At 38.6% G+C, this 26,736-nt stretch carries 26 protein-coding genes and 2 riboswitches; of the genes, 6 read left to right on the forward strand and 20 right to left on the reverse strand.

Annotated features, from left to right (window positions below; genetic code table 11):
• Positions 1–50 precede the first annotated feature (50 nt).
• Both pabB and DPX34_RS10505 read left to right on the forward strand, forming a co-directional pair.
• Positions 51–1,448, forward strand: a complete 1,398-nt coding sequence (pabB, locus tag DPX34_RS10500; protein ID WP_111978385.1) for an aminodeoxychorismate synthase component I — start codon at positions 51–53, stop codon at positions 1,446–1,448.
• A complete protein-coding gene (locus DPX34_RS10505) occupies positions 1,438–2,064 on the forward strand; it encodes an NUDIX hydrolase (RefSeq protein ID WP_111978386.1) in 627 nt (208 codons plus the stop codon). Before pabB ends, DPX34_RS10505 begins: the two co-directional genes overlap by 11 nt.
• Before the next feature lie 2 nt (positions 2,065–2,066).
• Here the strand turns inward: DPX34_RS10505 and cysB are convergent, their stop codons facing one another.
• Positions 2,067–3,041 carry an HTH-type transcriptional regulator CysB gene (cysB, locus tag DPX34_RS10510; protein ID WP_111978387.1) on the reverse strand — a complete coding sequence of 325 codons (975 nt, stop codon included), beginning with the start codon at positions 3,039–3,041 and terminating at the stop codon, positions 2,067–2,069.
• Positions 3,042–3,263: 222 nt separating this feature from the next.
• Between cysB and DPX34_RS10515 the strand changes: the two genes are divergently transcribed.
• Positions 3,264–3,947: a sensor histidine kinase gene (locus tag DPX34_RS10515; RefSeq protein ID WP_111978388.1), complete on the forward strand. Its 684-nt coding sequence runs from the start codon at positions 3,264–3,266 to the stop codon at positions 3,945–3,947.
• 64 nt (positions 3,948–4,011) lie between these two features.
• Positions 4,012–4,776: a hypothetical protein gene (locus tag DPX34_RS10520; protein ID WP_111978389.1), complete on the forward strand. Its 765-nt coding sequence runs from the start codon at positions 4,012–4,014 to the stop codon at positions 4,774–4,776.
• Between the two features lie 8 nt (positions 4,777–4,784).
• On the opposite strand, the gene DPX34_RS10525 is transcribed toward DPX34_RS10520, so the two are convergent.
• From DPX34_RS10525 to phoB, 5 genes are all read right to left on the reverse strand, one after another.
• Positions 4,785–5,618, reverse strand: a complete 834-nt coding sequence (locus DPX34_RS10525) for a M23 family metallopeptidase (RefSeq protein WP_111978390.1) — start codon at positions 5,616–5,618, stop codon at positions 4,785–4,787.
• Positions 5,611–6,486 carry a 6-carboxytetrahydropterin synthase gene (locus DPX34_RS10530; RefSeq protein ID WP_111978391.1) on the reverse strand — a complete coding sequence of 292 codons (876 nt, stop codon included), beginning with the start codon at positions 6,484–6,486 and terminating at the stop codon, positions 5,611–5,613. Before DPX34_RS10530 ends, DPX34_RS10525 begins: the two co-directional genes overlap by 8 nt.
• Before the next feature lie 13 nt (positions 6,487–6,499).
• Positions 6,500–7,531, reverse strand: coding sequence for a dihydroorotase (gene pyrC, locus DPX34_RS10535; RefSeq protein WP_111978392.1), 1,032 nt, complete (start codon positions 7,529–7,531; stop codon positions 6,500–6,502).
• A gap of 86 nt (positions 7,532–7,617) precedes the next feature.
• Positions 7,618–8,937: a phosphate regulon sensor histidine kinase PhoR gene (phoR, locus tag DPX34_RS10540; protein WP_111978393.1), complete on the reverse strand. Its 1,320-nt coding sequence runs from the start codon at positions 8,935–8,937 to the stop codon at positions 7,618–7,620.
• Positions 8,938–8,943: 6 nt separating this feature from the next.
• Positions 8,944–9,633 carry a phosphate regulon transcriptional regulator PhoB gene (gene phoB, locus DPX34_RS10545; RefSeq protein ID WP_111978394.1) on the reverse strand — a complete coding sequence of 230 codons (690 nt, stop codon included), beginning with the start codon at positions 9,631–9,633 and terminating at the stop codon, positions 8,944–8,946.
• A 355-nt stretch (positions 9,634–9,988) separates the two neighbouring features.
• On the opposite strand from phoB, the gene DPX34_RS10550 reads away from it, so the two are divergent.
• Positions 9,989–11,740 (forward strand): sensor histidine kinase, encoded by a 1,752-nt coding sequence (locus tag DPX34_RS10550; protein WP_111978395.1) that lies wholly within the window; start codon positions 9,989–9,991, stop codon positions 11,738–11,740.
• 88 nt (positions 11,741–11,828) lie between these two features.
• On the opposite strand, the gene DPX34_RS10555 is transcribed toward DPX34_RS10550, so the two are convergent.
• From DPX34_RS10555 to thrS, 14 genes are all read right to left on the reverse strand, one after another.
• The gene (locus tag DPX34_RS10555; protein WP_111978396.1) at positions 11,829–13,691 is read right to left on the reverse strand and encodes a TonB-dependent receptor domain-containing protein; all 1,863 of its coding nucleotides are present in this window, start codon (positions 13,689–13,691) and stop codon (positions 11,829–11,831) included.
• 34 nt (positions 13,692–13,725) lie between these two features.
• Positions 13,726–13,876: riboswitch (cobalamin riboswitch) on the reverse strand.
• 102 nt (positions 13,877–13,978) lie between these two features.
• Positions 13,979–14,842: a cobalamin-binding protein gene (locus tag DPX34_RS10560; RefSeq protein WP_111978397.1), complete on the reverse strand. Its 864-nt coding sequence runs from the start codon at positions 14,840–14,842 to the stop codon at positions 13,979–13,981.
• On the reverse strand, positions 14,842–15,456 hold the full coding sequence (cobO, locus tag DPX34_RS10565; RefSeq protein ID WP_111978474.1) for a cob(I)yrinic acid a,c-diamide adenosyltransferase: 615 nt from the start codon (positions 15,454–15,456) through the stop codon (positions 14,842–14,844). Before cobO ends, DPX34_RS10560 begins: the two co-directional genes overlap by 1 nt.
• An 11-nt stretch (positions 15,457–15,467) precedes the next feature.
• On the reverse strand, positions 15,468–16,967 hold the full coding sequence (locus tag DPX34_RS10570) for a cobyric acid synthase (protein WP_198673679.1): 1,500 nt from the start codon (positions 16,965–16,967) through the stop codon (positions 15,468–15,470).
• 63 nt (positions 16,968–17,030) lie between these two features.
• Positions 17,031–17,741, reverse strand: a complete 711-nt coding sequence (locus tag DPX34_RS10575) for a histidine phosphatase family protein (RefSeq protein WP_111978399.1) — start codon at positions 17,739–17,741, stop codon at positions 17,031–17,033.
• A complete protein-coding gene (cobU, locus tag DPX34_RS10580; protein WP_111978400.1) occupies positions 17,738–18,271 on the reverse strand; it encodes a bifunctional adenosylcobinamide kinase/adenosylcobinamide-phosphate guanylyltransferase in 534 nt (177 codons plus the stop codon). Before cobU ends, DPX34_RS10575 begins: the two co-directional genes overlap by 4 nt.
• The gene (locus DPX34_RS10585) at positions 18,268–19,071 is read right to left on the reverse strand and encodes an adenosylcobinamide-GDP ribazoletransferase (protein WP_111978401.1); all 804 of its coding nucleotides are present in this window, start codon (positions 19,069–19,071) and stop codon (positions 18,268–18,270) included. The genes cobU and DPX34_RS10585 overlap by 4 nt, the downstream gene beginning before the upstream one ends.
• The gene (gene cobT, locus DPX34_RS10590) at positions 19,071–20,135 is read right to left on the reverse strand and encodes a nicotinate-nucleotide--dimethylbenzimidazole phosphoribosyltransferase (RefSeq protein ID WP_111978402.1); all 1,065 of its coding nucleotides are present in this window, start codon (positions 20,133–20,135) and stop codon (positions 19,071–19,073) included. Before cobT ends, DPX34_RS10585 begins: the two co-directional genes overlap by 1 nt.
• 9 nt (positions 20,136–20,144) lie before the next feature.
• Positions 20,145–21,149 carry a FecCD family ABC transporter permease gene (locus DPX34_RS10595; RefSeq protein ID WP_111978403.1) on the reverse strand — a complete coding sequence of 335 codons (1,005 nt, stop codon included), beginning with the start codon at positions 21,147–21,149 and terminating at the stop codon, positions 20,145–20,147.
• A 1-nt stretch (position 21,150) separates the two neighbouring features.
• The gene (locus DPX34_RS10600) at positions 21,151–21,918 is read right to left on the reverse strand and encodes an ABC transporter ATP-binding protein (protein ID WP_157964692.1); all 768 of its coding nucleotides are present in this window, start codon (positions 21,916–21,918) and stop codon (positions 21,151–21,153) included.
• A gap of 129 nt (positions 21,919–22,047) precedes the next feature.
• Positions 22,048–22,226, reverse strand: a riboswitch (cobalamin riboswitch).
• 212 nt (positions 22,227–22,438) lie between these two features.
• Positions 22,439–22,792, reverse strand: a complete 354-nt coding sequence (gene rplT, locus DPX34_RS10605) for a 50S ribosomal protein L20 (RefSeq protein ID WP_111978405.1) — start codon at positions 22,790–22,792, stop codon at positions 22,439–22,441.
• A gap of 18 nt (positions 22,793–22,810) precedes the next feature.
• Complete coding sequence (gene rpmI, locus DPX34_RS10610) at positions 22,811–23,008, reverse strand: 50S ribosomal protein L35 (protein ID WP_111978406.1); 198 nt, start codon at positions 23,006–23,008, stop codon at positions 22,811–22,813.
• Between the two features lie 100 nt (positions 23,009–23,108).
• A complete protein-coding gene (gene infC, locus DPX34_RS10615; RefSeq protein WP_198673683.1) occupies positions 23,109–23,663 on the reverse strand; it encodes a translation initiation factor IF-3 in 555 nt (184 codons plus the stop codon).
• 4 nt (positions 23,664–23,667) lie between these two features.
• Positions 23,668–25,581 carry a threonine--tRNA ligase gene (thrS, locus tag DPX34_RS10620; RefSeq protein WP_111978408.1) on the reverse strand — a complete coding sequence of 638 codons (1,914 nt, stop codon included), beginning with the start codon at positions 25,579–25,581 and terminating at the stop codon, positions 23,668–23,670.
• 402 nt (positions 25,582–25,983) lie between these two features.
• On the opposite strand from thrS, the gene DPX34_RS10625 reads away from it, so the two are divergent.
• The gene (locus tag DPX34_RS10625) at positions 25,984–26,733 is read left to right on the forward strand and encodes a pteridine reductase (RefSeq protein ID WP_111978409.1); all 750 of its coding nucleotides are present in this window, start codon (positions 25,984–25,986) and stop codon (positions 26,731–26,733) included.
• Positions 26,734–26,736: the final 3 nt, after the last annotated feature.

A 26,736-nucleotide genomic window follows, 5' to 3' on the forward strand; every position in this document is an offset into this window, starting at 1 on the left:
GTTATCCCGCCAGTCAACACGTGCATTCGTAAACAGTTTAAATAAAGTAAATGAACCCAAATCCGATACCTGAATTTATAAAGCCCATTAATATACAAATCAGCCCGCGTGACGTATTTTCAAGTATCAGCGACGAAATGGGTGCGATATTGCTCGATTCGGGGCAAACTGAGCATGAAAACAGTCAATACGATATAATTTTGTCCAAGCCATTAGCTTTATTAACTTACTCAGATGGTCACGCAAAAATCACGAGTAATCACGACGGAAATATTCAATATAAACAAGGCGACCCATTCACCATAGCTGAAGAACTGTGGCTTGAGCATAAACCCCCTTTCGAATTATCAACTGATTTACCCTTTGCGGGTGGTGTTGCAGGCTGGTTTAGTTATGATTTGGGTCGAAATATTGAAGCATTCGACAATATTGGCATTAAAGATTTTGATTTACCTCAATTAATGCTAGGTGTTTATGATTGGGGTCTTATTTATGATAATAAAAACAAAAAATGGTTTGCGCTTGATTTACAACCCAAGCTTAATCGTGTTGATACCTTACTGAATAAATCTCAAATAAAACGCGCTTCAACCAATACATTTGTTTTAACTCAACCTTGGCAAGCTAATATGAGTCAAAATGAATATACGACTAAGTTTAATAAAGTAAAAAGTTATTTAACTGAAGGCGATTGTTATCAAATTAATCTGGCACAACGATTTGAAGCCAATTATACCGGCAATTTGTGGCAAGCTTACCTTAAATTAACCAAAGATAATCAAGCGCCCTTCTCTGCTTTTATCAAAACAGACAAACATACTGTTTTGTGTTTATCACCAGAGCGGTTCTTAAAATTAAAAGCCAACAAAATACAGACAAAACCGATTAAAGGCACATTACCCCGTGGTAAAACAGCAGCAGAAGATCAAAAACTGGCTAAACAATTATTGCACTCAGAAAAAGACCGTGCTGAAAATTTAATGATTGTTGATTTATTACGTAACGATATCAGCAAAGTCGCAACACCTAAATCTGTCCATGTGCCGCATTTATTTAAAATAGAAAGTTTTCCTGCCGTGCATCACTTGGTGAGTACTATTACAGGCGAATTAGCTGAAAATAAAAGTGCATTTGATTTATTACGAGGTGCATTTCCTGGTGGTTCAATTACGGGTGCACCTAAAATAAGAGCGATGCAAATTATCGAAGAACTTGAGCCACACCGACGTGATATCTATTGTGGCAGCATAGGCTATATTGATTGGAATGGTAAAATGGATACGAATATTGCCATTAGAACCTTACTCGCTGATGACAAACGCCTATGTTGTTGGGCTGGTGGCGGGCTAGTCATTGACTCTAATGTAACCAGTGAATACCAAGAAACCTACCATAAAGTCGCTAAAATTTTACCCGCTTTTGAAGTGCAATCGGTCAATGAAGAATAACGGTTCTGAACAACAAATATTAGGCAAATTACTGTTAACCACAAGAACGGCCAAAACCCAATTACCGTTATCTAATCTAACGTCGGCGGCCGTATTGGTTATTATCGATTTCTCCCACCCCACAGAACCTTGCATACTACTTACGCAAAGAGCACACTCTTTGCGTCATCATCCTGGGCAATTTTGTTTTCCAGGTGGCAAACCTGAACTTGGTATAGATAATTCATTAATTGATACCGCCTACCGAGAAACCTTTGAAGAAATAGGGATCCGCTCAGCGCTTTTTTCAACCACTTTTGAATTAAATGAGTTTAAAACGTTGAGCGGATTTTCGATAACGCCCTACATAACCACTTTAAATCAAACTTATGAAACCAAGGTTAATAACAATGAAGTGGGTAAAATACTCAAGTTACCACTGAGTTTTATTTTAAAGCCCAGTAATATTTATCAAATAAACTTAAAACGAGACGAACTACACTTTCCAGTTTATGCATTTAGTTTTGAGGGAAATTTAGTGTGGGGAGCAACGGCAGGGATATTAGTCGATTTAGCAAGCTGGCTCTATACCAAAGAACCAGCTGACTATTTAAATCAAATTAACCACGTTAGTTAATATTATCTAACCGGTAAATCGAGATCTGCAAACATGGCATCAATATCATCTGCATTTTTAAGCATTATCGCTTTTTCTACTACGTCTTTAGTTAAATGTGGCGCAAAACGTTCAATGAAGTCATACATATATTGACGTAAGAATGTACCTTTTCTAAAGCCAATTTTAGTTGTACTCATTTTGAATAAATGGCTTGCATCAATTGCAACTAAATCTTTATCTGTTGCTTCATCGATTGCCATGGTTGCCATAACACCCACACCAACGCCTAAACGTACATAGGTTTTAATCACATCAGCATCGGTTGCAGTGAACACTATTTTAGGCTCAAGTCCTTGTTCACTAAAGGCTTGATCAAGCTCTGAACGCCCAGTAAAACCAAAGACATACGTAACCATAGGAAATTTAGCCACGTCGGCTAAGGTCACATCACGCATCTTAGCTAATGGGTGATCTTTAGCCACAACAATACTGCGATTCCAGTGGTAACAAGGTAACATCACTAAATCGTTATATAAGTGAAGAGCTTCAGTTGCAATAGCAAAATCAGCTTCACCTTTAGCCGCTGCATCACTTATTTGTGAAGGCGTACCTTGATGCATATGTAAAGACACTTTAGGGTATTTACCCATAAAGCCTTTAATAACATCAGGTAAAGCATAACGCGCTTGTGTATGCGTTGTAGCAATGTTTAATTTACCTTGGTCAGGTAGAGTATGTTCACGAGCAACAGACTTAATGCTTTCGACTTTCGATAGTATTTCTTGCGCAATATTTATAATATCGCCACCAGCAGGTGTTACGTGTGTTAAATGCTTACCACTGCGGCCAAATATTTGCACGCCAAGCTCGTCTTCTAACATACGCACTTGTTTACTGATACCTGGTTGAGAGGTATAGAGGCTTTCAGCTGTCGCTGACACATTGAGATTGTGATTTAACACCTCGACAATATAGCGTAATTGTTGAAGTTTCATATCCTCACCTTATCTTCGGCTTATATTCTAATAAAATATAGTTGTATTCACTTTTATTACTATAAAATAAACTTTAGCTATAGTCATGGAATAATTGATAAATTTTTGTTATTAACGGCATAAATTAGAAAATAGCCTAAAATTTACAATTAACGACTCACTTTTTTATACTTTATGACTGAAACATAACTAAAAGTAAAACACTTATCGTATGGGGTTATTATGACTGGAACGATTGATTTTTCAACTGTACTTGCTTCGGCAGTACACGATATGAAAAATTCACTGTGTATGCTAATTCAATCGATCGACTCTTTAAGTAACAAATTGGCCAGCCATGATCAAAAAGACGCTGAAGAGCTCGCAAGATTGCACTATGAAGCATCTCGCTTAAATACAAATTTATTACAATTATTAACGCTTTACCGAGCAGAGAAAAATCAATTACCATTAAATATTGAAGAACATTACATTGATGATGTTATTGATGAACTCATTGCTAAAAATGAATTATATATTGCTAATAACAGTTTAGATGTCGAAATCAATTTACCAGAAGACTTAAGTTGGCATTTTGATATTGATATGATCAGTAACTTAGTCAATGATATTTTTATCAATGCTTTGCGTTATAGTCACGGGAAAATTAAAATTGCAGCTGATATTGTTGATGACCAGCTCGTTTTTCTAATTGAAGATAACGGTGACGGCTTTCCTGATCGCATGCTACAGATCCAAAACTCTGAAATGCAAAACCTCGATTTAAATGCGGGTAGAACAGGGCTAGGTTTGTTTTTTGCCCGGTTAATAGCCGCAGCACATACCAATAAAAGCAAAGCAGGTTCGATCCATTTACAAAATGGCGGTGAATTAGGTGGAGGTGTTTTTAAATTGCTACTACCCTAATATAGGTTTTTTAGGTAATATCAATTAGATAAGCACTAAATATAAATAGTTAAGAGAATTCTTTATGATTTTTCAAATTGTGATTGGTCTTGTTGTTGCTCTCGTTGTGTTAGCGATAATAATGAATGCGATCCAGCAACACAAAAATAAAACAGAAGCGGATAAACGCACTGAATTAGCCAAATACAAAAAAATCATTGAAGAAACCGAAGAGTTATTAATGAGTGCGGGGTCTATCCCAGTAAGCCCGCAACTGGTTTTAATTATGCACCAACGTGTATTAGATGCTTTAAAATCGATGGTTGAGATATCACCTGAATCAAGAGAAATATCAAGCCGATTAAGAGATGCTCAAGAACGTGTTAAGGGTATGTCAACTGAAAACCAACCAGTTGAAGAAACGTTTATCATTCCAGATGAAGATAGAATCGTTATTGGCATGATCAAAGCAGTTAAAAAAATACGCACTTTACTGCGCGCTGAACATACTAAAGGCAAGCTCGACACTCATCTTTTTATGGCTGAAGATAAAAAACTCGAAAATTTCCAGATTAAAGTTAATATTGAAAGCTTAATGAAACGAGGTAATGCGGCCAGAAAATCGCATATGCTAGGTTCAGCCAGGCAATACTTTGAAAAAGCAATTAATACAATTAATGCACAAAGTGCACGAAATGAATATACTAGCCAACGCCATCAAGAGCTAGAAGCAACATTAAATGAAATAGCGGCCGAACTTAAAAGCTCTAACTTAGCTGACTCGAAAAAGAAAAACGCTGAAGATAGTGATGATTTAGACGTGCTATTCCAACCGAAAAAGAAATGGTAATAAAAGCATTATTTGCTTTTATTACCGCCTTTTTCAACCCAAAAAGCGGGGTCTAAACGTTCTTTAAACCAGTTAATACGCCAGTCTAAATGTGGGCCTGTTGCACGGCCTGATTTACCAATTTCACCAATGAGCTCACCTTGAGCAATTTTTTGCCCTTCAACAACAGATACTTTTGATAAATGTATAAAAGTAGAACTTAAACCAAAGCCGTGATCTAAAATAATCGTTCCGCCAGAATAATACATATCATGGTGAGCAACTCTAATAATACCAGAGGCCGGTGCGACAACTTCAGTACCTGTTGGTGCAGCAATGTCTAAACCAAAGTGAGGACGCTTTTTAATTCCATTAAATACACGCTGACTCCCATACACACCTGAAATCCGACCATAACTTGGCCAAATAAAATGTTCGGTATAACCCGTTAGGTCTGAATCAACGGCACGGCCTCGACCAATCTGTTGGTTATCCCCCGCGATGCGAGTAGAAACAGACGCTGGTGGTGTAACCATTTTTTTAGCGACACCTTCTATTTTTTGTATATCGTATTGCTGAGGTTTAATTTGTACCGTATACGAAAAGCGCGATTTATCCGATAATTCAAATACAACGGTTTGTTCAGGCTTAGCATCACGACCAAAGCCAACAACAAATTGACCTTTATCGTTACAACGTCCTTTCAAACCATTTAATTGATAAGTCACACAATTAGATTTAGTACCGAGTATAAAGCCACCTTGATAAAGCGCTTGACGTTGTATTTGTAAGCCTTCGTCGGCGGCGAGGTCAGTAGAGCTCAGAAATAAACTCGTTAAAACCGCTAATTTATATTTAAGCATATGAAATAGCACCTTTAGAAACCCCTTCGTAAGCCCTCACTTCTAGCTTACTATCAGGCAATTCTAATTGAATTTGCTCAAGTATAAACTCAGCAATGCACTCGACGGTTGTATCACGATCCATCAAATCACACATAGACTTTGCAACCGCTAGCGAAAAGTCACCTTGTGAAGCTGAATAAGCAAAGCCATAATAATCATCGGCATTAAGTTGATAATTTGCACAAAAAGATTCAGCTACCGCCGGGGCTAAATCACTTTCACTGCCAATATAAATATCTTTCCACCGTTTTGCCCAACTAGCCTGTAAATCATCATTAACTTCACCATCAACAAAGATATCAATTTTAGATCGATGTCCATGTACAATGCGCTGGCAATTACCTTCATGATGCTTTAAGCCATGACTGTAATGATAATAAGGTGTACTGATTTTTTCAGGGCGTAAGGTCAACACAATATCTTTTACATTATTTGGCATATCGAGCATCAAGGTGCTCTTAATGACCGGTAATAACGTACTTATCGATATATGATCTGTCGGCGCAAAACAATAAGCACTGGGAGGCGCAGAAACAAAAAGATGCTCACCGCCATTTAACTTAAAAGTGATATCTTGATTATCAACGCCATGAACATTCGCAAGTAATGCAGACGACTCTTCAGGTATATGCAATTTATGATCAAATTCATCATCAATAATACGTTTAATTTGACTTTTAACTAAGCCAAAATCGAGTACCATATTTTGCTCATTTAAATGCCCAACTAACACAATATCAACAATCCAGCTTTCGCCAACAATACCGCGCACATCATCCAAATATGAGAAATCGATAACCGTTAAATCGTTTACAAAAAGATGCATTATGCTTTTAGCCTTATTTTACTTGCCACTGCATGACTTCCCCAGCACGAATAGGCACAACTTCGTTATCACCTAAAGTATAAACATCAGGCACTTGCCAGTCGTTTTTAACTAATGTGATTGAGTCTGAATTGCGTGGTAAGTTATAAAAATCGGGACCATTAAAACTCGCAAAACCTTCTAATTTATCTAAAGCCTTTTCTTGTTCAAAAACTTCAGCATATAACTCAACAGCCGCATGTGCCGTGTAAGAGCCAGCGCAACCGCAAGCGGCTTCTTTTTTATCTTTTGCGTGCGGGGCAGAGTCAGTTCCCAAAAAGAATTTTTTCGAACCGCTTGTTGCCGCTTTAACTAAAGCCGCTTGATGAATATTTCTTTTTAATATAGGTAAACAATAGAAATGCGGTTTTATACCACCGACAAGCATATGATTACGATTAAACATTAAATGGTGAGCGGTGATGGTCGCGCCTACGTTATCGTTTTGTGCCATCACAAATTCAACGGCATCTTTAGTGGTGATATGCTCTAACACTAATTTTAAATCAGGAAAATCGTTTACGACTGGTTTTAACACTGAGTCGATAAAGGCTTTTTCACGATCAAAAATATCAACGTCAGCATGGGTGACTTCACCATGTACCAGTAATAACATATCGACATCTTGCATGGCTTGTAGAACAGGATAGATGTTTTTAACGTCGGTTACACCTGAATCAGAATTTGTCGTTGCACCCGCAGGGTAAAGTTTAGCAGCAACAATTTTACCACTCGCTTTAGCTTTTTTTATTTCATCAACAGACGTTTTATCTGTTAAATATAAAACCATTAAAGGTTCAAACAAACTATCGTCAGGTCGATGAGCAAGAATACGATCGCGGTAGCTTAAAGCCGATTCGGTACAAGTAGCAGGCGGCACTAAATTAGGCATGATAATGGCGCGGCCAAAATAACGGCTAGCATGTTTAACAGTATGTTCGAGTTGTTCGCCATCGCGAAGGTGTAAGTGCCAGTCATCTGGGCGAGTAATAGTAAATGATGTCATGATTCAATATGTATGCGGAAAAATATCGTCAGATCCTAATTGCTACGCAGCTTGAAGTAAAGGAATCTGACGAAATTAAGCGAAACTTATTGATTAACAACCTTAGGTAAGGATTTTGCAATAACTTCAGAAGGGATCACAAAACTAAAATCACTCCCCTCACCTTCTACACTCGCGACTTCAAGTGTAGAATGATGATGTGTTAATACATGCTTAACAATAGAAAGCCCTAGCCCTGTACCACCGGAATGACGGGAACGCGCATCGTCAACTCGATAAAAACGTTCTGTCAGGCGAGCTAAGTGAAAAGCAGCAATCCCGAGCCCATTATCTGAGACTTTAAACTCTGCCCCTTCTCCTTTGCGTAACCACGAAACTTTTATAATACCCTTCTCTGGAGTATACAAAATGGCATTTTTTATCAAGTTGGTCATTGCACTGCGCATTTCATCTTCAATACCATAAATATGTAAATTAGGTTCAATGACAAATTCAATTTGATGTGCTTGTTCCGCACTTAATTGCTGAGCTTCACTTTGAATTAGCAACAATAACTTGGGCATGTCAATAACATGTTCAAACAGAGAGTCCGAGTTAGCTTCAATTCTAGAGAGTACCAATAATTGATTAACCAAACTCATCATCCGCTCACTTTGATCAAGCATTGAGTTGATTGACTTTGCACTAACAAACTCAAGCATCTCTTCATCTTGATACATCTCCAAGTAACCTTGGATCACCGTTAATGGCGTTTTAAGCTCATGAGACACATTAGCGATAAAATCTTTACGCATTTGATTTAAGCGAGTGACTTGTGTTACATCTCGCGCTAATAAAAGATATTCATTATAAGTGTAAGGAACGATGCGTATTTCAATGACCAGTTCACTAATCGTTGGTGAGGGTATAACAATAGGATCGTTAAAGTTTTTGAAACCATAAGCTTCAACAAAGTCAGGGTGCCGTAACAAGTTATCAATACGAATATTACTATCTTCAGGCCAGCGAATACCAACAAGCTGAGTCGCTAGCTTATTACTCCACAGTATTTGTCCACTGCGCTTAATAAGCACGATGCCATCGGGTAAAGCTTCTGCACCTTCTCTAAAGCGTTTTAAAAAACGCCCTAGCTCTTTACGCCTGGCTCTATTTTTAAGTTGTATTTTATAAATGCCATCAAATACTTCTCCCCAACTGCCTTGACTTTGCGGTGGGTACAAAGAGGTACGATGCCATAGCCAGCTATATAATTGAACAAAATTAAAATGCTGCCAAAGCAGTAAACCAACCACGCCTAAAAGCATAAAAAAGGTAAGATGGCCAAAAAATAAGTTCAATAAAAAAGAAAAGCCAGCAACAAAAAATAAATTTATTGCTAGCTTAAAATGTTGAGCTGTGTGTTTCATAAAAGCCTATAACTTAACCGATAATCGATATCCCGCACCACGTACAGTTTGAATAAGTCGATCATGTCCTTTTGGAGAGATAGCCTTACGTAAACGTCGGATATGAACATCAACCGTTCGATCTTCTACATATACATTTCGTCCCCAAACATTATCGAGTAATTGCTCTCGACTATATACCCGTTCAGGATGAGACATAAAGAAATGTAAAAGTTTAAATTCCGTAGGACCAATATTAAACTCAGTTTCATCCGCTGTCACCCGATGTGTCACAGGATCTAACTTCAAACCTTGAATTTCTAGTGGCTCTTCAGTACTTGTTGGCAATGCACGTCGTAAAACAGCTTTAATACGCGCGACTAACTCTTTAGGCGAAAATGGCTTAGTGATATAATCATCAGCGCCTACATCTAAGCCGCGAATTTTATCTTCTTCTTCACCACGAGCCGTCAACATAATAATTGGAATGTTACGGGTAAATTCATCAGATTTAATTTGTTTAGCAACTTGAATACCGCTGCCTCCCGGTATCATCCAATCAAGTAATATAAGATCAGGATAAGGTTCGGCCACTTTGCTTAATGCTTCGTGATAATCTTCTGCTTCATCAACTTGGAAACCTTTTTGTTCCAAAACAAATGATAGCATTTCCCTGATCGGTGCTTCGTCTTCTACAATGAGTATTCTTCTTGACATAATTTCTTCATCTACTGAATTATAACACCGACATTATCTGAACTTTTTGTGACAGATTTATTAAATTGTTACAGTTTATTACCTAAGATGCCATTAATAATAATTATATATGGCAATAGTGTGTATTTTTTAAGGCACTTCAGCATAAAAAAGGCAAAATTTACAATATAACGCCTTTTCGTCTTCAGGTTTTAGTCACTCGAGAACACAATGGAATGCTCCATATACTCAGCATTTATATAAAAAACAATGATCTTTTTTGTTAATAAGATGAAATTTACAGGTTTATTGGTTATAACTGTATTACGAGCTTTTATTCTTAATAATGTAACTTCCTTTTTCATAAGAATTTTAAATGAAGAAAACTAGCGTTTCTAGAAAATTATTAGCAAGAGTACTCAGTGTATATTTCGTTTTGACTTTTGTTGTTACATTAGGGCAAATCGCGGTAGAGTACTTTAATGCCAAAACTCATATCGAAGGTGAATTAAAAACCTTACAAAAAACCTTTAGTGGTAGTTTAACGCGAGCAATTTGGGAGCTTAATTCTCAGCAAGCGATAACAATTGCAGAAGGTTTACTCGCGATCCCGATGGTCGAAGGCATCATTGTTCGAGATGAAAACGGCCAAGTGATCACCGAAATGGGTAAGCAAATTACGTCAGATAAAATCGAGATCCATTATGGTTCAGAAGGTGCCAGTTTAGAAGAAAACAGCTCTGGCTTATTTGGTTATACTTTCCCACTTATATTCGAATTTTCTGGCCGGGCAACTCAAGTTGGTGATGTAACACTTATTTCGTCAAGCGATGTGATCATTAGCCGGATTGAAGTAGGCTTATATGTACTCATTTTTAATGCCTTTCTAAAAACGACTTTCTTAATGCTGTTATTTTTACGCTCATTTAAGTTAATGCTCAGTGAACCATTAAGAGAAGTAACAGAACAAATAGAATCATTTGATATTGAAAGCTTACAACGTTCAAAAATAAGTTACGAATTTGATGAAGGCAACGAATTAAAGATTTTGACTGACGCCTACAATGATTTAATAGACCGATTGGATGTGTATAATCAAAAGTTAGACATCACCCAAAAAGAATTACTACACGCAAACAACAAGCTCGATGATCACAATTTACAACTCGAACAAGAAGTTGCTAAAAAAACCGCAAATCTTTCACACGCCCTACTGGATTTAGAAAACCAAAAACAAGAGCTTGAATTATCACGCAACGAACTGCGTGACGAAATAGACATTCGACGTCGTACCGAAGAACAATTAATGACAAAGCAAAAAGAGCTTGAACGTTCATTACGTGAACTTAAACAAGCACAAGGTCAATTGGTTGAATCGGAGAAAATGGCTTCTTTAGGGGGGTTAGTGGCAGGCATTGCGCATGATGTTAATACCCCTGTTGGTATCGCGGTCACTGCAAGCTCATTTTTATCTGAGCAAGTCAAAAACTTAACCTTAAAATATGAAGAAAAAACCTTAAGCCCTAAAAATTTAGAAAAATTTATTTCTGAAGCGCACGAAAGTAATGAACTCATTTCAACTAATTTAAAAAGAGCATCCGATTTAATAAACAGCTTTAAACAAGTCGCAGTTGATCAAACCAGTAATGCCATAAGAACCATCGAATTAAAAAGCTATCTTGAAGATATTATTAAATCGCTACAACCCAATCTTAAAAAAGCTCAGCATGAGTTTCATATAGCTTGCCCTGAAAATATTCACATGCGTTGCCCAGCCGGTGCAATATCCCAAATATTCACCAACTTAATCATGAACTCGGTTATTCATGGTTTTGAAAATATTGAAAAGGGTAATATCCGGATTGTGATCACTGAGTTACAAGGAGGCTTACTTAAAATGGAATACGAAGATGACGGAAAAGGGGTAAGCTCTGAAGTACTAGCTCAGCTATTTGATCCCTTCTTTACGACAAGACGCGAAAGCGGCGGCAGCGGGCTAGGTACACATATTACCTATAACCTAGTCAAACAAACCTTAGGTGGCGAAATTAAAGCCTTTAGTGAGTTAGGCAAAGGCTTGCAGTTTATTATGAAAATTCCGGTTAATACACGGCTAGATCATTTATAAATAAAAAGGCCTTTAATAAGGCCTTTTTAGTTCAACTACTATTTACAAATCGTCTTTTATAGCGAATATGTATTAAAACAGATCAGTATTAAAATGAATAAGTTGCCGATAGCTTAAAATTAGCATCATCTAATTGATAATCAGCGGCTGTTTCATAATCAGCATCAAATACATTATTCCATTTAAAGAACACGGCTAAGTCACTGGTTACATCATATTGAGCTGATAAATCCAGTTTCCAAACATCATCTAACTCAACCCTTTCCTCACCTTCCTTAAAAGGTTTATCAAAGCTTTCATCTCGGTAAGAAATAATAGAGTTCAATGTTAATACATCTAGGTTGTAACTCGCCGTGTAGCTCGCGGTAAACTTAGGTCGTCTGGCTAACAATTGATCTACTTGAGCATCTTTTGCTTCAACCCAAGCAACACTAATTTCATGCTGTAATTTATCATCATTAATTTTTGCATTTAGCTCAACACCCTTAATTTCAGCTAAATTGACGTTAGCAGGCGAATAGTTCCCACTCGCATTTGGAGCCCATGCAATTAAGTTATCGACTTTTGATTTATAAACACTCATTTCAGCAACCAAATTTTGATGCTGGTGACGCACTAATAACTCATTACTTAATGACACTTCAGGAATTAACTCAGGATTACCAGAACCAGGCCAATATAAGTCATTAAAGGTTGGCGCTTTAAAACCTGTGCTACGACTTAAGCTAATTAAGGTATCGGGTGTTATTTTTAAACCAGCCGCTAAATTGTAAGTTGTTTTATTATCAACACTTTCAATGCGGTCGTGCCTAATAGCTGATTCTAATAAAAGGTTATCAACTTGATGGTTAGCTTGTAAAAACCACGCATTTACCGTACGTTCTTGCTCAGCATAACCTTGAATACCATCAGTCCAACTATCTAAATCTCCTGAAGAAACAGATTCTTTATAGGCATCAAAACCTGCAGTAACCGACGTATTGGTATTATGCGCATAATTTGAAACCACACTTAAGAGCTCTCTTTCAGTTTGAATTGAGCTCTTTACTGATGTTTGACCAAAGTTACTTCCTTTATCACGCGTTTTGCTCAATGCAGCGCGCGAAGTAAAGGCATTAAATTGATGATTCAAGCCCACATTAACTAAATAATTATCATAGCTATTTTCATTAGCGTTCGTTGTAGGCGAGTAAGCATTATCATACTCAGTGCCCCCTTGATCAACTTGAATTTTAGCATCGGCATTTAATGATTTATTAAATGCCGTACGGCCACTCAAGGTTACTGATTGTCTATCATAACCGTCACTATCGGGGTCTTGATTATCAGCCTTTTGTAAAACGTCAATACCGTCGGCTCGTTCTAGATTAACCGCTAAACTTATGCCATCTTGTTGGTTGCCAAAGCCCGTGGCAGCACTTAACTGCATAAAACCATGGCTGCCGAACCCAGCAGAGACAACACCTTCACCGGTATTGAATTTTTTAGTGAAAATTTGGATCACTCCACCAATGGCATCCGATCCCCATAACGCAGCTCGTGCACCTTTTACCACTTCAATACGTTCAATCTGCGCCAAAGGTATGCTAGCAAGACTAGCACTACCGGTTGTAGCAGAGCCAACTCTCACACCATCAATTAAAACCAACGTATGGCCACTGTTATTACCCCGCATAAATATCGAAGTTTGCTGACCCGTGCCACCTTGATTAACCACGTTTACCCCCGCAACTTTATCAAGTAAATCACCGATATTTTGCGCTTGTAAACGTTCAATTTCGACTTGACCAATCACAGTATGAGCGGCTAATGCATCAAACGGGTTTTGCTCGCTGCGGTTTGCGGTGACTAAAATGCGTTCGGTTTTAACAATGTCATCTGCAAATACAGCAGCTGAATAGCCTAAAGTAATCGCAGAGATAATTGATGTCGCTAATAATGTTTTTTTCATTTTTTCCTCAGTGTCGATACCCACCGTATCGAGTTAGATATTGATGGCAAAGGCCGGTCTCCGGGCTTTTTTGTTCATAACGCTAAATAGAATGCGTTTTGAACAATTACCGTTGCGGGGGCAGCACAAGCATTACTTGTTTCCCGTTTCACTTCTATTTAAGCACCTTCACCATGAGTCAATTTTCACTTATGTGAAAATCATTAATTTTCCAATCACCGCTAAACATATATTCAGCAAAATGATTAGTTTTTTATTTTTCAATTTGCACGATAATAGGCTTTAAACTAGCCATTATGGTTAAAATACTTGAGTCTTACGTTGTCAATACCTGCACAGAGTTCGTCTAATTCATCTAACATGCGTGTAGACATTCGGTGCAGTTTATCGGAGTTAGGTTGCAAAATAATGCCATGTTTAACAGCAGTCATACTTTTCCATTTATGCCAGTTAACCGCATCAGGGTTCGGTTCACCCGCCGACATAGGTTGAATTATTATTTCAGGATCGGCAATCACAACTTGCTCAACATTAACTTGAGGATAATCTGAGATGCCATTGATAAAAGGGTTACTCACGCCACAAATAGTTAAGTGCTGTTGTGGCCAAGCATTTTTAGCCACCGTGGTTAACGGTCTAGACCATAACTCGTAGAAGGCTTTCAGTGTTTGTTTATCTTGGTAGCGTTGTTTAATGGCATTTAAGCGTTGTTCATAAGCCAATGCGACTTTTTCCGCTAAGGCTGACTTTCCAACTAATTCACCAAAAATGCGTAATTCTTTAGCGACATCTTCTAGCGTTTTAGGATCGGAATAAACGATATTAACGCCCAATTGTTTTAAACGGGCTAAATCGTCAGCTGGGTTGCCGGTGTTCCACGCAAATACAATATCGGGTTGATAAGCTAGAATATCTTCTATTTTTAAACGCGCATAGTTGCCGATTATCGGAACGTGTTTAGCTTGCTCAGGAAAATCAGAATGACTCGTCGTTGCAACAACCCGATCCCCAACTTCCAATTTAAACAACATTTCAATAATATGCGGCGCTAAAGTGATATAGCGAGGCTGCGTATTCACACTTTCTTCATTAGCTTTAAGGCTAAAGCTAATAAAAAAAATAAAACCCATTAACCAACGAGACAAATACATTACCAATCGATCCCTTTTTGTACTTTGATACCCGATTGAAATGCATGCTTAGTCGATTGAACTTCAGATACCGTATCGGCTAATTCAACAATACGACGATGACAAGCACGACCCGTTATGATGACATGCTGCATCTCAGGCCGATCATTTAATGCTTCAATCACTTCATCAAGATCAATATAGCCATAAGTCAGCATGTAAGTCATTTCATCAAGTAATACAACGTCAACCGTTGGATCAGCTAATAACTTTTTAGCATCTTGCCAAACAGCTTGGGCCGCTTCAGTGTCTGCCGTTTTGTCTTGTGTTTCCCAGGTAAAACCGGTTGCCATCACGTAAAATGGTACGCCATGCTGTTCTAATAAATTACGCTCTCCACAATCCCAAGTGCCTTTAATAAATTGTACGACGCCTGCTTTTAAGCCATGGCCAACCGATCGTGCAATCATACCAAAACCGGCAGTCGATTTGCCTTTACCATTACCGGTGACCACTAATAATAAACCTTTACTATCAGTTGCTGCCGCAATTTTCTCATCAACGGCTGCTTTTACCTTTTGCTGACGTGCTTTATACCGTTCGGCTTTTATTTCTTCTTGGCTTTTATCTGTCATTTTTAACTCCGTTAAAGTTTGTTTTGATACCATTGCTCAGTTAAATGCATCAATTTTTTAATATCTAAATGCTGTTCACACGCATCGGCTAATTTGTCTATGGCCTTATTTTCTTGTTCAGCTAAATTAATTTGTGCGACGATGTCGGCACCAGCCCAACTCATTACAATTTGTAAAACGGCGGTTTGATCAAATAAACCATGTAAGTAACAACCTGCAATTTGATTATCTTGATTCACAAACCCGGCTCTCTCAGCTAGATTAGCGTTCAATAATGTCTGATAATTAACATCATTAATCACACTTTGCCCTGCATGTATCTCGTAACCAATGGCATTGGCCGTTTTATTGTTGAGCGTTAAATGTGCTTCAACATTTAATAACGTTTTATGCTCGGCTAACGTCGTTTGCATCGGTATATACCCTAGCCCTTTGGATAGAGGGGTTGAACTTTCAATCCCCAACGGATCGTTAATAGCGTCACCTAGCATTTGATAACCACCGCAAATCCCGATTAATTTTCCGCCATAGCGTAAATGCTTGTTTATACAAGCATCCCAGCCTTGCGCTTTTAAAAATGCTAAGTCAGCTTGAACATTTTTAGAACCCGGTAAAATAATTAAGTCGGCACAGGGCAAAGGCGTTTTGGTATCTTCAGTGGCATAAACAAATTGTAAATCGATTTCAGGATGCAAACGTAAAGGATCAAAATCATTGTGATTACTCATACGAGGGTAAACGGGCACAATGACTTTTAATTTTGCGTTGGTGATGTATTGCTCTGATACGACGGCATCTTCAGCCGCAATCGATAATCCATGCAAGTACGGTATAACACCTAATACCGGTTTACCCGTTCGTGCTTCAAGCCACTCAAGTCCTGATGTTAATAAATTGATATCACCTCTAAAGCGATTAATCACAAAACCAACAACACGCTTTTGTTCTGATTCAGATAATAAATCGAGTGTTCCAACCAAGTGCGCAAACACACCGCCCTTATCTATATCGGCAATAATAATAACAGGACAATCAACAGACTCCGCAAAGCCCATATTGGCAATATCACCTTGGCGTAAATTAATTTCAGCCGGGCTCCCCGCCCCTTCCACAACCACATATTCATATTGATGGCTCAAACGTTGATGAGATTCTAAAACTGCGTTGAGGGCAATTTTTTTATAATCATGGTATTGAGCGGCTTCCATACCGGCAGATAACGCTTTGCCATGCACAATGACTTGAGCCCCAGTATCTGAGTTGGGTTTGAGTAAAATCGGATTAAAATCAGTATCAAGTTCAACACAGGCGGCACGGGCTTGCACGGCTTGCGCTCGACCAATCTCGCCGCCACTCGGCGTAACAGCACTGTTTAATGCCATATTTTGCGGTTTAAACGGCGCAACCTTCAATCCCATACGCTGATAAACACGGCATAGCCCAGCAACAAGTGTGCTTTTACCGGCATCTGATGTGGTACCTTGCACCATAATTGTTGGTGTGTTCTTCATTGTTATTTTTACTCGGCTTTTAATTAAGGTTTAATTTTTTCATTTATGACAACCAACAACAGATTAATTAGCTAACACGCTAATGGGTGCACCAATATATTCAACCGATAAATATTTTGAATCAGCTTGCTCAACGCCTGCACCGCTCACCCTGTTTATATCAGCCGCTTTAGACGTGATGTTTATTTTAGTTACACTGGCATTTTTTATATTAAGCTGGCTATAAAGTGCTGAGTCTTGCCAATTCAGCGATAATACCTGCGCTAAAATTTGTCGAATCACTCCGCCATGCGTGATCACAATCACGTCTTGATCATGATTATTAATATGGCTTAATAGCTCCGCCCAAGCCGCTAATACTCGTTGATTAAAATCGGCTAACGATTCAGCTTGTGGTAATTGCTGTTGAGCAGGCGCTCGCCAAAAACGTTCAAGTAATTGCCATTGCTCAGGTTGCTCTTCAAATAAGGTTGAAAATAAAACCCCGTCTAAACAACCAAAGTCCATTTCAGATAATCCAGCAGAAACATTAACTTGTTCTTCAGTGCATGCTTTGGCAGTGGTTAAACAACGCTGTAAAGGTGATGAATAAAAACGAAGCACTGAAGACTGCATAACCTCTTGCTGTGCAATAAACAAACGAAGCTGCTCCACCATAGCCGCATGTGCTTTTTCTTCTACGGGTACATCTGATTGACCATATAATGCCGGTTCACCCGCAACCTTGCCGTGGCGAATTAAATAAACGGTTTGCTGTTTTATCAACTCGCTCATGTTTTAGCTTTCAACTTAAGTGGTAATCCCGCCGTTACTAACGTTACCTCGTCTGCACATTGCGCTATTGCTTGGTTTAACCACCCAGCATGATCAACATATAAGCGGCTTAGCGCATTCATCGGTATCACACCTAAACCCACTTCATTTGATACAATAGTGATATTTGCTCGACAATTTTTTAATGCCATAATAAACGCATCGATATGCGTTTGGATTGTTTTTTTATTGGCTGAATCACCAAGCAAAAACAGCACGTTATTCAACCAAAGCGTCATACAATCTAACAATACATAACTGTCTTTTGATAATGTGGGCAACAAGTCAGCTAACGCCATTGGACATTCAATTAAAGTCCAATTAGATCCACGACTCATTTGATGATGCTCAATTCGTTGCTGCATTTCGTCGTCTATCACGGTCGCGGTGGCAATATACGTATTCAGTTTGTGTGGGGAATGTTGCACAACATATTGCTCGGCAAAATTAGATTTTCCCGAGCGAGCACCGCCTAACACTAAATGGATCATAAAGTCACCTCAGGCATACTTAAACCAAAGCTCGCAATCAACACCAAATAAATAACAATTTCAGCAATTTGCTGAGCAGCCCCTAAGCAATCACCGGTATAACCGCCTATACGCGCATTAAGCCAGGTTTTAAAACCCCAACGAAAAAACAATAAACACACTGACAAATAGATAAAAAATGAGAGTGAAAATGCATCATAAAATAATCCTACTGGCGCAACACCGATCATCAATAATAATAATAATTCGGTTACGGTTTGATTACTCGCTAGTGGTTTACTTTTGCTCGTATCGAGATCGGCAACATAGCGCATATCAAAAATTAAACTCGCCGCTAACGCGCGTGATAAAGGATAAGCTACAATTAACGCCAGAATTAAATAATCAAATTGCGCCAGCAAATATAAACAAATAAATTTAAGGCCTAAGCTACAAACCAAGCTCACACTGCCATATGTACCAATGCGACTATCTTTCATGATGGTTAGCCGTTTTTCTAATGTCATTCCACCGCCTATTCCATCCGCCATATCAGCTAAACCATCTTCATGAAAAGCACCGGTTAACAAAAGGCTTAAAATAATAATTAGAGCGACAACAAGAATGCTAGGAAAAAAAGTAGAAAAAACGAAAACAGCGGCAGATAGTATAAGTGCTAACACCCAACCAATAAGCGAAAAATAACGACCTGATTGGTTTAATAGTGCGGCCGAATATTGCACATTTTTAGGTATAGGCAAGCGAGTAAAAAAACTTAACGCTAAATAAAATAAATTTAACTGCCGACAAAAAAAATTCATTAAACCGTTACACCCGCATCTGCAAAACTCGCCATATCATTGTAAAAGGCACAAGCTGATTTTAATAACGGATAGGCCAAAGCCGCACCGGTTCCCTCACCTAATCGTAAACCTAAATTAAGCAAAGGTTCTGCATTCAATGCGCTTAGCACGGCTTGATGACCTTTTTCATCTGATTGATGGGCAAACAGCATAAAATCACGACAAGTTGGTTCGATACGGGTTGCAACATACGCGGCAACCGAAACAATAAAGCCATCTATTAACATCGGTGTTTTCATATGAGTCCCGCTTAAGATAGCACCGACAATTTGCACAATTTCATAGCCGCCTAATTGAGCTAACACCGCATAAGGTGACTCTTTTTCGTTTGGCGTTAATCTCGCGATCCCTTGTTCTATTAAATTCAACTTCTTAGTTAATTGTTGCGGCTCTATCCCGGTGCCGAACCCCACAATATCCTCAGGGTTTTGTCCACTTAGTGCAGCAAAAATAGCAGATGCAGAACTGGTATTTCCAATTCCCATCTCACCAAACATAAGCAGTTCACAACCTTGATTTATTACTTCTTGAGCAATTTCTCCGCCATTTAAAATACCTTGTTTTACATCAGATGGTAGCATTGCAGCTTGTTGAGAAAAATTATGAGTACCGGCACCTAAACGTGCTGAAGTAAAAAATGCATGTTCGCTATCAATCGGTTCAATAATGCCTGCATCAATTACGTTAAGTTGAATATCATTTACTTTACAGAAACAATTGATGGCGGCCCCACCGGCTAAAAAATTCAATACCATTTGTCGTGTAACGGCACTGGGCGCAATGCTAATGCCTTCTTCGGCGATACCATGATCACCCGCAAAAACTAACATCGACGGTTTATTAACCGAAATATGTGTTTGCCAAGTTTGCTTCTTAACGCTGGCAATATAAGCAAGTTGTTTTGCTGTATCTTCTAACTGGCCTAAAGCACCTAACGGCTTCGTTTTTTGCTCTATTCGTTCTTGTATTTGTTGTAGATAGGATTGCTCTATTCTTGGTTGATCTGTTCTTGTTGATGACATCTGTATTACCTACATTTTTCGCATTAATAAAAGAAAAAAAACACTGCCAACAGCAGATGTGATCACACCAATGGGGATCTCTTGGCCATCCAATGCCGAACGGGCAACAACATCAACCCAAATCAAAAAGCACCCACCCACTAAACCGGATCCCACAATCAGCTTGGCAGTCGTTATGCCAATTAAAGCTCGCACAATATGGGGGATCATCAAACCAACAAAGCCAATGCCCCCGCAATAGGCAACGATAACGGCCGTCATTGCTGCGCATAGCAATAAAACCAATATGCGTAATTTAGCGACTTGAACACCTAATGTTCTAGCACTTTCATCACTCAGTAATAACGCATCAAGTTGCCGACTCCATAAAATGGCAATACAGGATGAAACTAAAACAACCGGCACAATGATCCACAATACCGTTTGGTCGGCTCTTGCTAAGCTGCCCATCAACCAAAAAATAACGCGATTAGTTGAAAATGCATCGCCCGTGTATAAAATAAAATTGGTTAAAGAACTTAATAAAAACGAAACGGCTACGCCAGCTAACAGTAAATGCTCGACTCGTCGCCAGTTATTTCTAACAACCACCCCCAGCACCACAACAACCGCAAACAAAGCGCCAAAAAAGGCCGCAAAAGGAATAGAAAAATAATGAAATGCTTCAGGCAATAAACTCGCAACCGTCGCGCCCAGCCCCGCACCGGCTACAATGCCAAATAAATAAGGATCGGCTAATGGATTTCTCGTGACATTTTGCATTAACGCACCAGCAACCGCTAAGCCAAAACCCGCAATAAAACCTAAAATAACGCGTGGTAATCTCACTTGCCATAAAATCGTTTCGTAAATCACCGAGCTGCATTGCTGACTAACACAAAGCCATACTTCACTAAAACCAATTTCACTCACTCCCACGCCAAAGGAATAAACAAAAGACAAACAACACAGTAGAAAAAATCCGCCGTAATAGATAATTGGGTTCCGAAAAGTAATATTTTTTATTAAAGTCATTTTATGCCAAGTCTCCACTAAATGTGACACGAGGCACATTCAATCGTGGATGTAAATCAACATCACAATCAAGTTTAAATACCGCTTTCAGCAATTCAGGGGTTAATACTTTTTCAGGTGTATCATCTGCCACTATCTCCCCTTCGTGCATTAAAACGAGGCGGTCACAATACTGAGCGGCTAAATTTAAATCATGAATAGTCATCAGCAGAGTAATGCCTAATTTTTTTGCTAAAGACAATATTTGATGTTGGTAGAAGATATCTAAATGATTGGTCGGTTCATCCATAATTAATAATTCAGGTGATTGAACAATGGCTCTAGCAATCAATAACCGCTGCTGCTCACCACCCGACAAGCTTGAAAATGTTTGTTCTTTTTTATGAAATAAATCAACTTGCTTTAATGCTTTCTCAAGATGAACAAAATCAGCTTGAGAATCAGTATCAAACATATTTTTGTGCGGAATTAACCCCATTCTCACAATATCAAAAACCGTTAAATTAAAAACAGAAGAATGGGTTTGACTAACCACGGCAATTTGTTTAGCGAGGGCTTTACGTTTTAATTGAAGAATGGATTTATTTTTAAGCGTAACCGACCCAGTAAAATTTAAAATTTCACCGTATAAACATTTTAAAAACGATGTTTTACCCGCGCCATTAGGCCCAACAATACCCACGGTTTCGCCCGAGTGTATACTGAAGTCAATATGATGGATAATGGGGTGTTGATTGACACGCCAAGAAAGTTGATGAGTTTTTAACAAACAATGAGCCATAGCAATTTTAAAACTAATTATTAGGCTAACGGCTGATAAGACAACAGAACGCAGTGAAACTGCTTTAAGATGCTATACCCATCGCGTTACCCGCACGATTTATATTCAATATAATGAAAAAATAATAAAATTAAGGCTGGTATCCTGACTTATTGCGGTAACCCAAAATAACCCTTCCCAGTATAAAACCAGTGGTTTGTTATATCAGCGCAAATTACAGTTGCGGGAACAGTTACAGATTGGCTGTATTCCCATTTAAACGATAGCGTTAACTGAACTCAATAATATTCAATGTTGAGTATCGTACCTTATTTGGCGCGCAGTATAGCAACTACAGATATAAATGAATAGCGACAATATTAAAGACAAGATCAAGATATCGTTTTCAGTGTGATATAGCTCAGATAGGCAAAGATTTACGTCATTTTTAGCGGCTATAACTAAATTTAAAGCATAAAAAAAGCCGCTAAGCATTTACTTAGCGGCTTTCCAAAAAATCAAAGATTTTTTATAAAGCAGATTTAGCTTTCTCTACTAATGCAGTGAAAGTCGCTTTATCAAATACAGCGATGTCAGCAAGTATTTTACGATCGATCTCAACAGAAGCTTTTTTCAAGCCATTGATGAAACGACTGTAAGATAAACCATTTTGACGTGCAGCAGCATTAATACGCGCAATCCATAATTGACGGAATTGACGTTTACGCTGACGACGGTCACGGTATGCATATTGACCAGCTTTAGTTACTGCTTGAAAAGCAACACGGTAAACACGACTACGCGCACCATAATAACCTTTAGCTTGCTTTAAAATTTTCTTGTGTCCTGCGCTAGCAGTTACACCACGTTTTACTCTTGGCATTATCAGACTCCTCTATATTTACGCGTATGGCAACATGCGAACGATTAATGGAACATCGTTCTGATGTACTTGTGTTTTAGCACGTAAATGGCGCTTACGCTTAGAGCTCTTTTTCGTCAAGATATGACGTAAGTGAGACTGTTTGCACTTGAAACCACCGTTACCGGTTTTTTTGAAGCGCTTTGCAGCACCTCTGTGAGTTTTCATTTTAGACATTTGCAACTCCGCATTGTCATGTTTAAACTTAGCAGCAAGGTGAATAAAAAAGCCACATTAAATAAATAATGTAGCTTTTAGATTACTTTATGAACCTGTACTACTTCTTGATTGGGGCAACAACCATAATCATTTGACGACCTTCAACTCTCCGAGGAAAGAATTCAACCGTGCCATATTCCGATAAATCGTTTTTAATTCGATTTAACAAGTCTATCGCTAGATCTTGGTGAGCCATTTCACGGCCGCGGAAACGGATCGTTACTTTAGCTTTATCGCCACCTTCTAAAAAGCGAATCAGGTTGCGCAGTTTTACCTGATAGTCGCCTACATCAGTTCCAGGTCGAAACTTAATTTCTTTAACCTGAACCTGCTTTTGCTTTTTCTTCTGCTCTTTAGCAGCTTTACTTTTCTCAAAGATGAATTTTCCATAATCCATAATGCGGCAAACAGGAGGTTCAGCATTCGGGCTAATTTCAACTAAATCAAGTTTATTGGCATCAGCGCGAGCTAATGCATCATTTAAACTTACCACACCTGCTTGTTCACCAGCTTCATCAATTAAGCGAACTTCAGTACCTGTAATTTCTTCGTTGATGCGAGACTTATCTTGTCCTGCTTGTTTTCTACCGCCTTTTATGGTCGATTCCTCCAGAGTTTTAAATAGATCGCTTAGCTACTTCATCAGTTAACAATGCAATTACTGCATCGACTGGCATAGTACCTAAATCGTCACCTTTACGTGTTCTAACTGCAACTTGTCCTGATTCAACTTCTTTATCACCAATAACAAGCATGTAAGGAACACGTTTTAAAGTATGCTCACGAATTTTAAAGCCGATCTTCTCATTACGCAAGTCAGCAGACGCTCTAATTCGTGATTTTTTCAATTTATTTACGATTTCTTGTGCATATTCGCTTTGTTTGTCCGTAATATTTAAAACGACGGCTTGTTTAGGTGATAACCAAAGTGGGAATTGCCCCGCGTACTCTTCAGTTAAAATACCAATAAAGCGCTCTAATGAACCTAAAATAGCACGATGGATCATGACCGGAATTTGGCGTTCGTTGTTTTCGGCCACATAACTTGCGCCTAAACGCTCTGGTAATGCAAAATCTAATTGCACCGTTCCACACTGCCAGGCTCGATCTAAACAGTCATGTAAGGTGAATTCGATTTTGGGGCCATAAAAAGCACCTTCACCGGGCTGATAATCAAAATCGATGTTGTTTGCTTTAAGCGCTTCAGCTAAAGCAGCTTCTGTTCGATCCCAAGTTGCATCATCACCTATTCGTTTTTCAGGTCTGGTTGATAATTTAACCACAATTTTTTCAAAGCCGAATGTACTGTAGGTATCGTAAACCATTTTAATACAGCTGCTCACTTCTTCTTGTACTTGCTCTTCAGTACAAAAGATATGTGCATCATCTTGTGTAAACCCACGAACACGCATCAAGCCATGTAACGCACCTGATGGTTCATTACGATGACAACAACCAAACTCTGCCATTCGCAAAGGTAAATCGCGGTATGATTTCAAGCCTTGATTAAAAATTTGAACATGACCTGGGCAATTCATTGGTTTTATTGCATATTCACGTTTTTCAGATTCAGTAGTGAACATGGCATCAGAATATTTATCCCAATGGCCTGATTTTTCCCACAACGAACGGTCCATCATCATTGGACCTTTTACTTCGTCATAAGTGTATTCATTTAATTTTTCACGAACAAACTCTTCGAGCTCACGATAAATAGTCCAACCATCGTTATGCCAAAAAACCATTCCAGGGGCTTCTTCTTGCCAATGGAATAAGTTTAAAGATTTACCAATTTTTCGGTGATCACGCTTTTCGGCTTCTTCTAGGCGGCGTAAATACGCTTTTAATTGCTTTTTATCAGCCCAAGCTGTGCCATAAATGCGTTGGAGCATTTTATTGTCTGAGTTACCACGCCAATATGCACCCGACACTTTCATAATTTTAAAGTGTTGGCAAAATTTCATATTAGGTACATGAGGTCCACGACACATATCAACATATTCTTCATGATGATATAAACCAGGACGGTCATCTTTTTCAATATTCTCATCTAAAATTTGTATTTTGTACGACTCACCGCGTGCTTCAAATGCATCACGAGCTTCTTGCCAAGAAACCGTTTTTTTAACCACTTGATAGCTTGTTTTAGCGAGTTCAAGCATGCGTTTTTCAAGCTTAACCAAATCATCTTCAGTTAACGAATATTCCATGTCAATGTCATAGTAAAAACCGTTGTCGATAGTCGGACCAATCGCCATTTTCGCATCAGGCCAAAGTTGTTTAACGGCATGGCCAATTAAATGCGCACATGAATGACGGATAATCTCTAATCCATCTTCATCTTTCGCGGTGATTAATTGTAACTGAGCATCTTCGGTGATTAATTCACACGCATCTACGCGCTCACCATTTACTCGACCCGCGATAGTCGCTTTAGCTAAACCAGGGCCGATATCAGCAGCCACATCATAGGGAGAAACAGGATTTTCGAAAGATCTTTGACTACCGTCAGGAAGCGTAATAACTGGCATTTTTTAAGTCCTATCTAAAAACAGTGGTGGCACCTACCAAGTGTCACTTATTTTGATAAAAAGAATTTGCTTATAGAGCAATTAAATTAATTACGTAAACGAATGATTTAAAATTAATGAATAAAGCACCAAAACAAGCTTATGAACTAAAGCTAAAAGGCAAAAATTTAATCACTAATTAAAACACGGTACGCTAAAGCGCGTAACTATATTGAAACTTCAAAAAGGTTGCAATGCCAAATGCTTATAATTCCTGAGTTCTCGTGCGTGTTTATCTTTATCGTATCGATTTTGTTCAATTTCAACGCGTTTTGATCGCGGCATTGGCTTGATGGCATAGTGGTTCTGCGTCAAAATAACCAATAAAGCCAATTAATACAGCATGAAGGTATAAAAAGAGATATGGATAACAAAGTAATACTTGTAACAGGCAGTGCCAAACGTGTTGGAAAACAAATCATTAAACGCTTTCATCATGCGGGTTTTAACTGCATTATTCACTGTCGACATTCAATGGCTGCAGCCAATGAACATGCAAACGAGCTTAACCTAATTAGACCTAATTCAGTAAAAGTTTTACAAGCTAACTTAGGTTCATATACCGAGGTTATGAAACTCGCCGAGCAAGCCCAAAATGCATTTGGCCGCCTAGATGTATTAATTAATAATGCCTCTAGTTTTTATCCGACCCCGGTTCAGCAATCAATTACGCCTGAAAACTGGGACGATTTATTTGCCAGTAATGCCCAAGCGCCACTGTTTTTAGCAACTGCTTTAAGGTCAATGCTTGCGATAAATCAAGGAAGTATCATTAATTTAACCGATATACATGCAGAAACGCCATTAAAGGACCATACTATATATTGCATGGCGAAGGCCGCATTGATAATGATGACTAAATCATTAGCTAAAGAGTTTGCGCCTTCAGTACGTGTAAACGCTATATCGCCAGGCGCTATTTTATGGCCAGAACAAACCCTTAGCGAAAGCGATAAGCAAAATGTACTTAACGAAATAGCGCTTGAACGTATGGGAAGCCCTAACGATATTGCCGACACATCATATTTTTTAGCTGAGCATGCACCTTATATTACAGGGCAAATACTCGCAGTTGATGGTGGTAGAAGCTTAGGTAGACACGCACAAGCCTAGGAG

Origin of the sequence: Algibacillus agarilyticus, from assembly GCF_003286125.1 — a bacterium.
Taxonomy (GTDB): Bacteria; Pseudomonadota; Gammaproteobacteria; order Enterobacterales; family Alteromonadaceae; genus Algibacillus; species Algibacillus agarilyticus.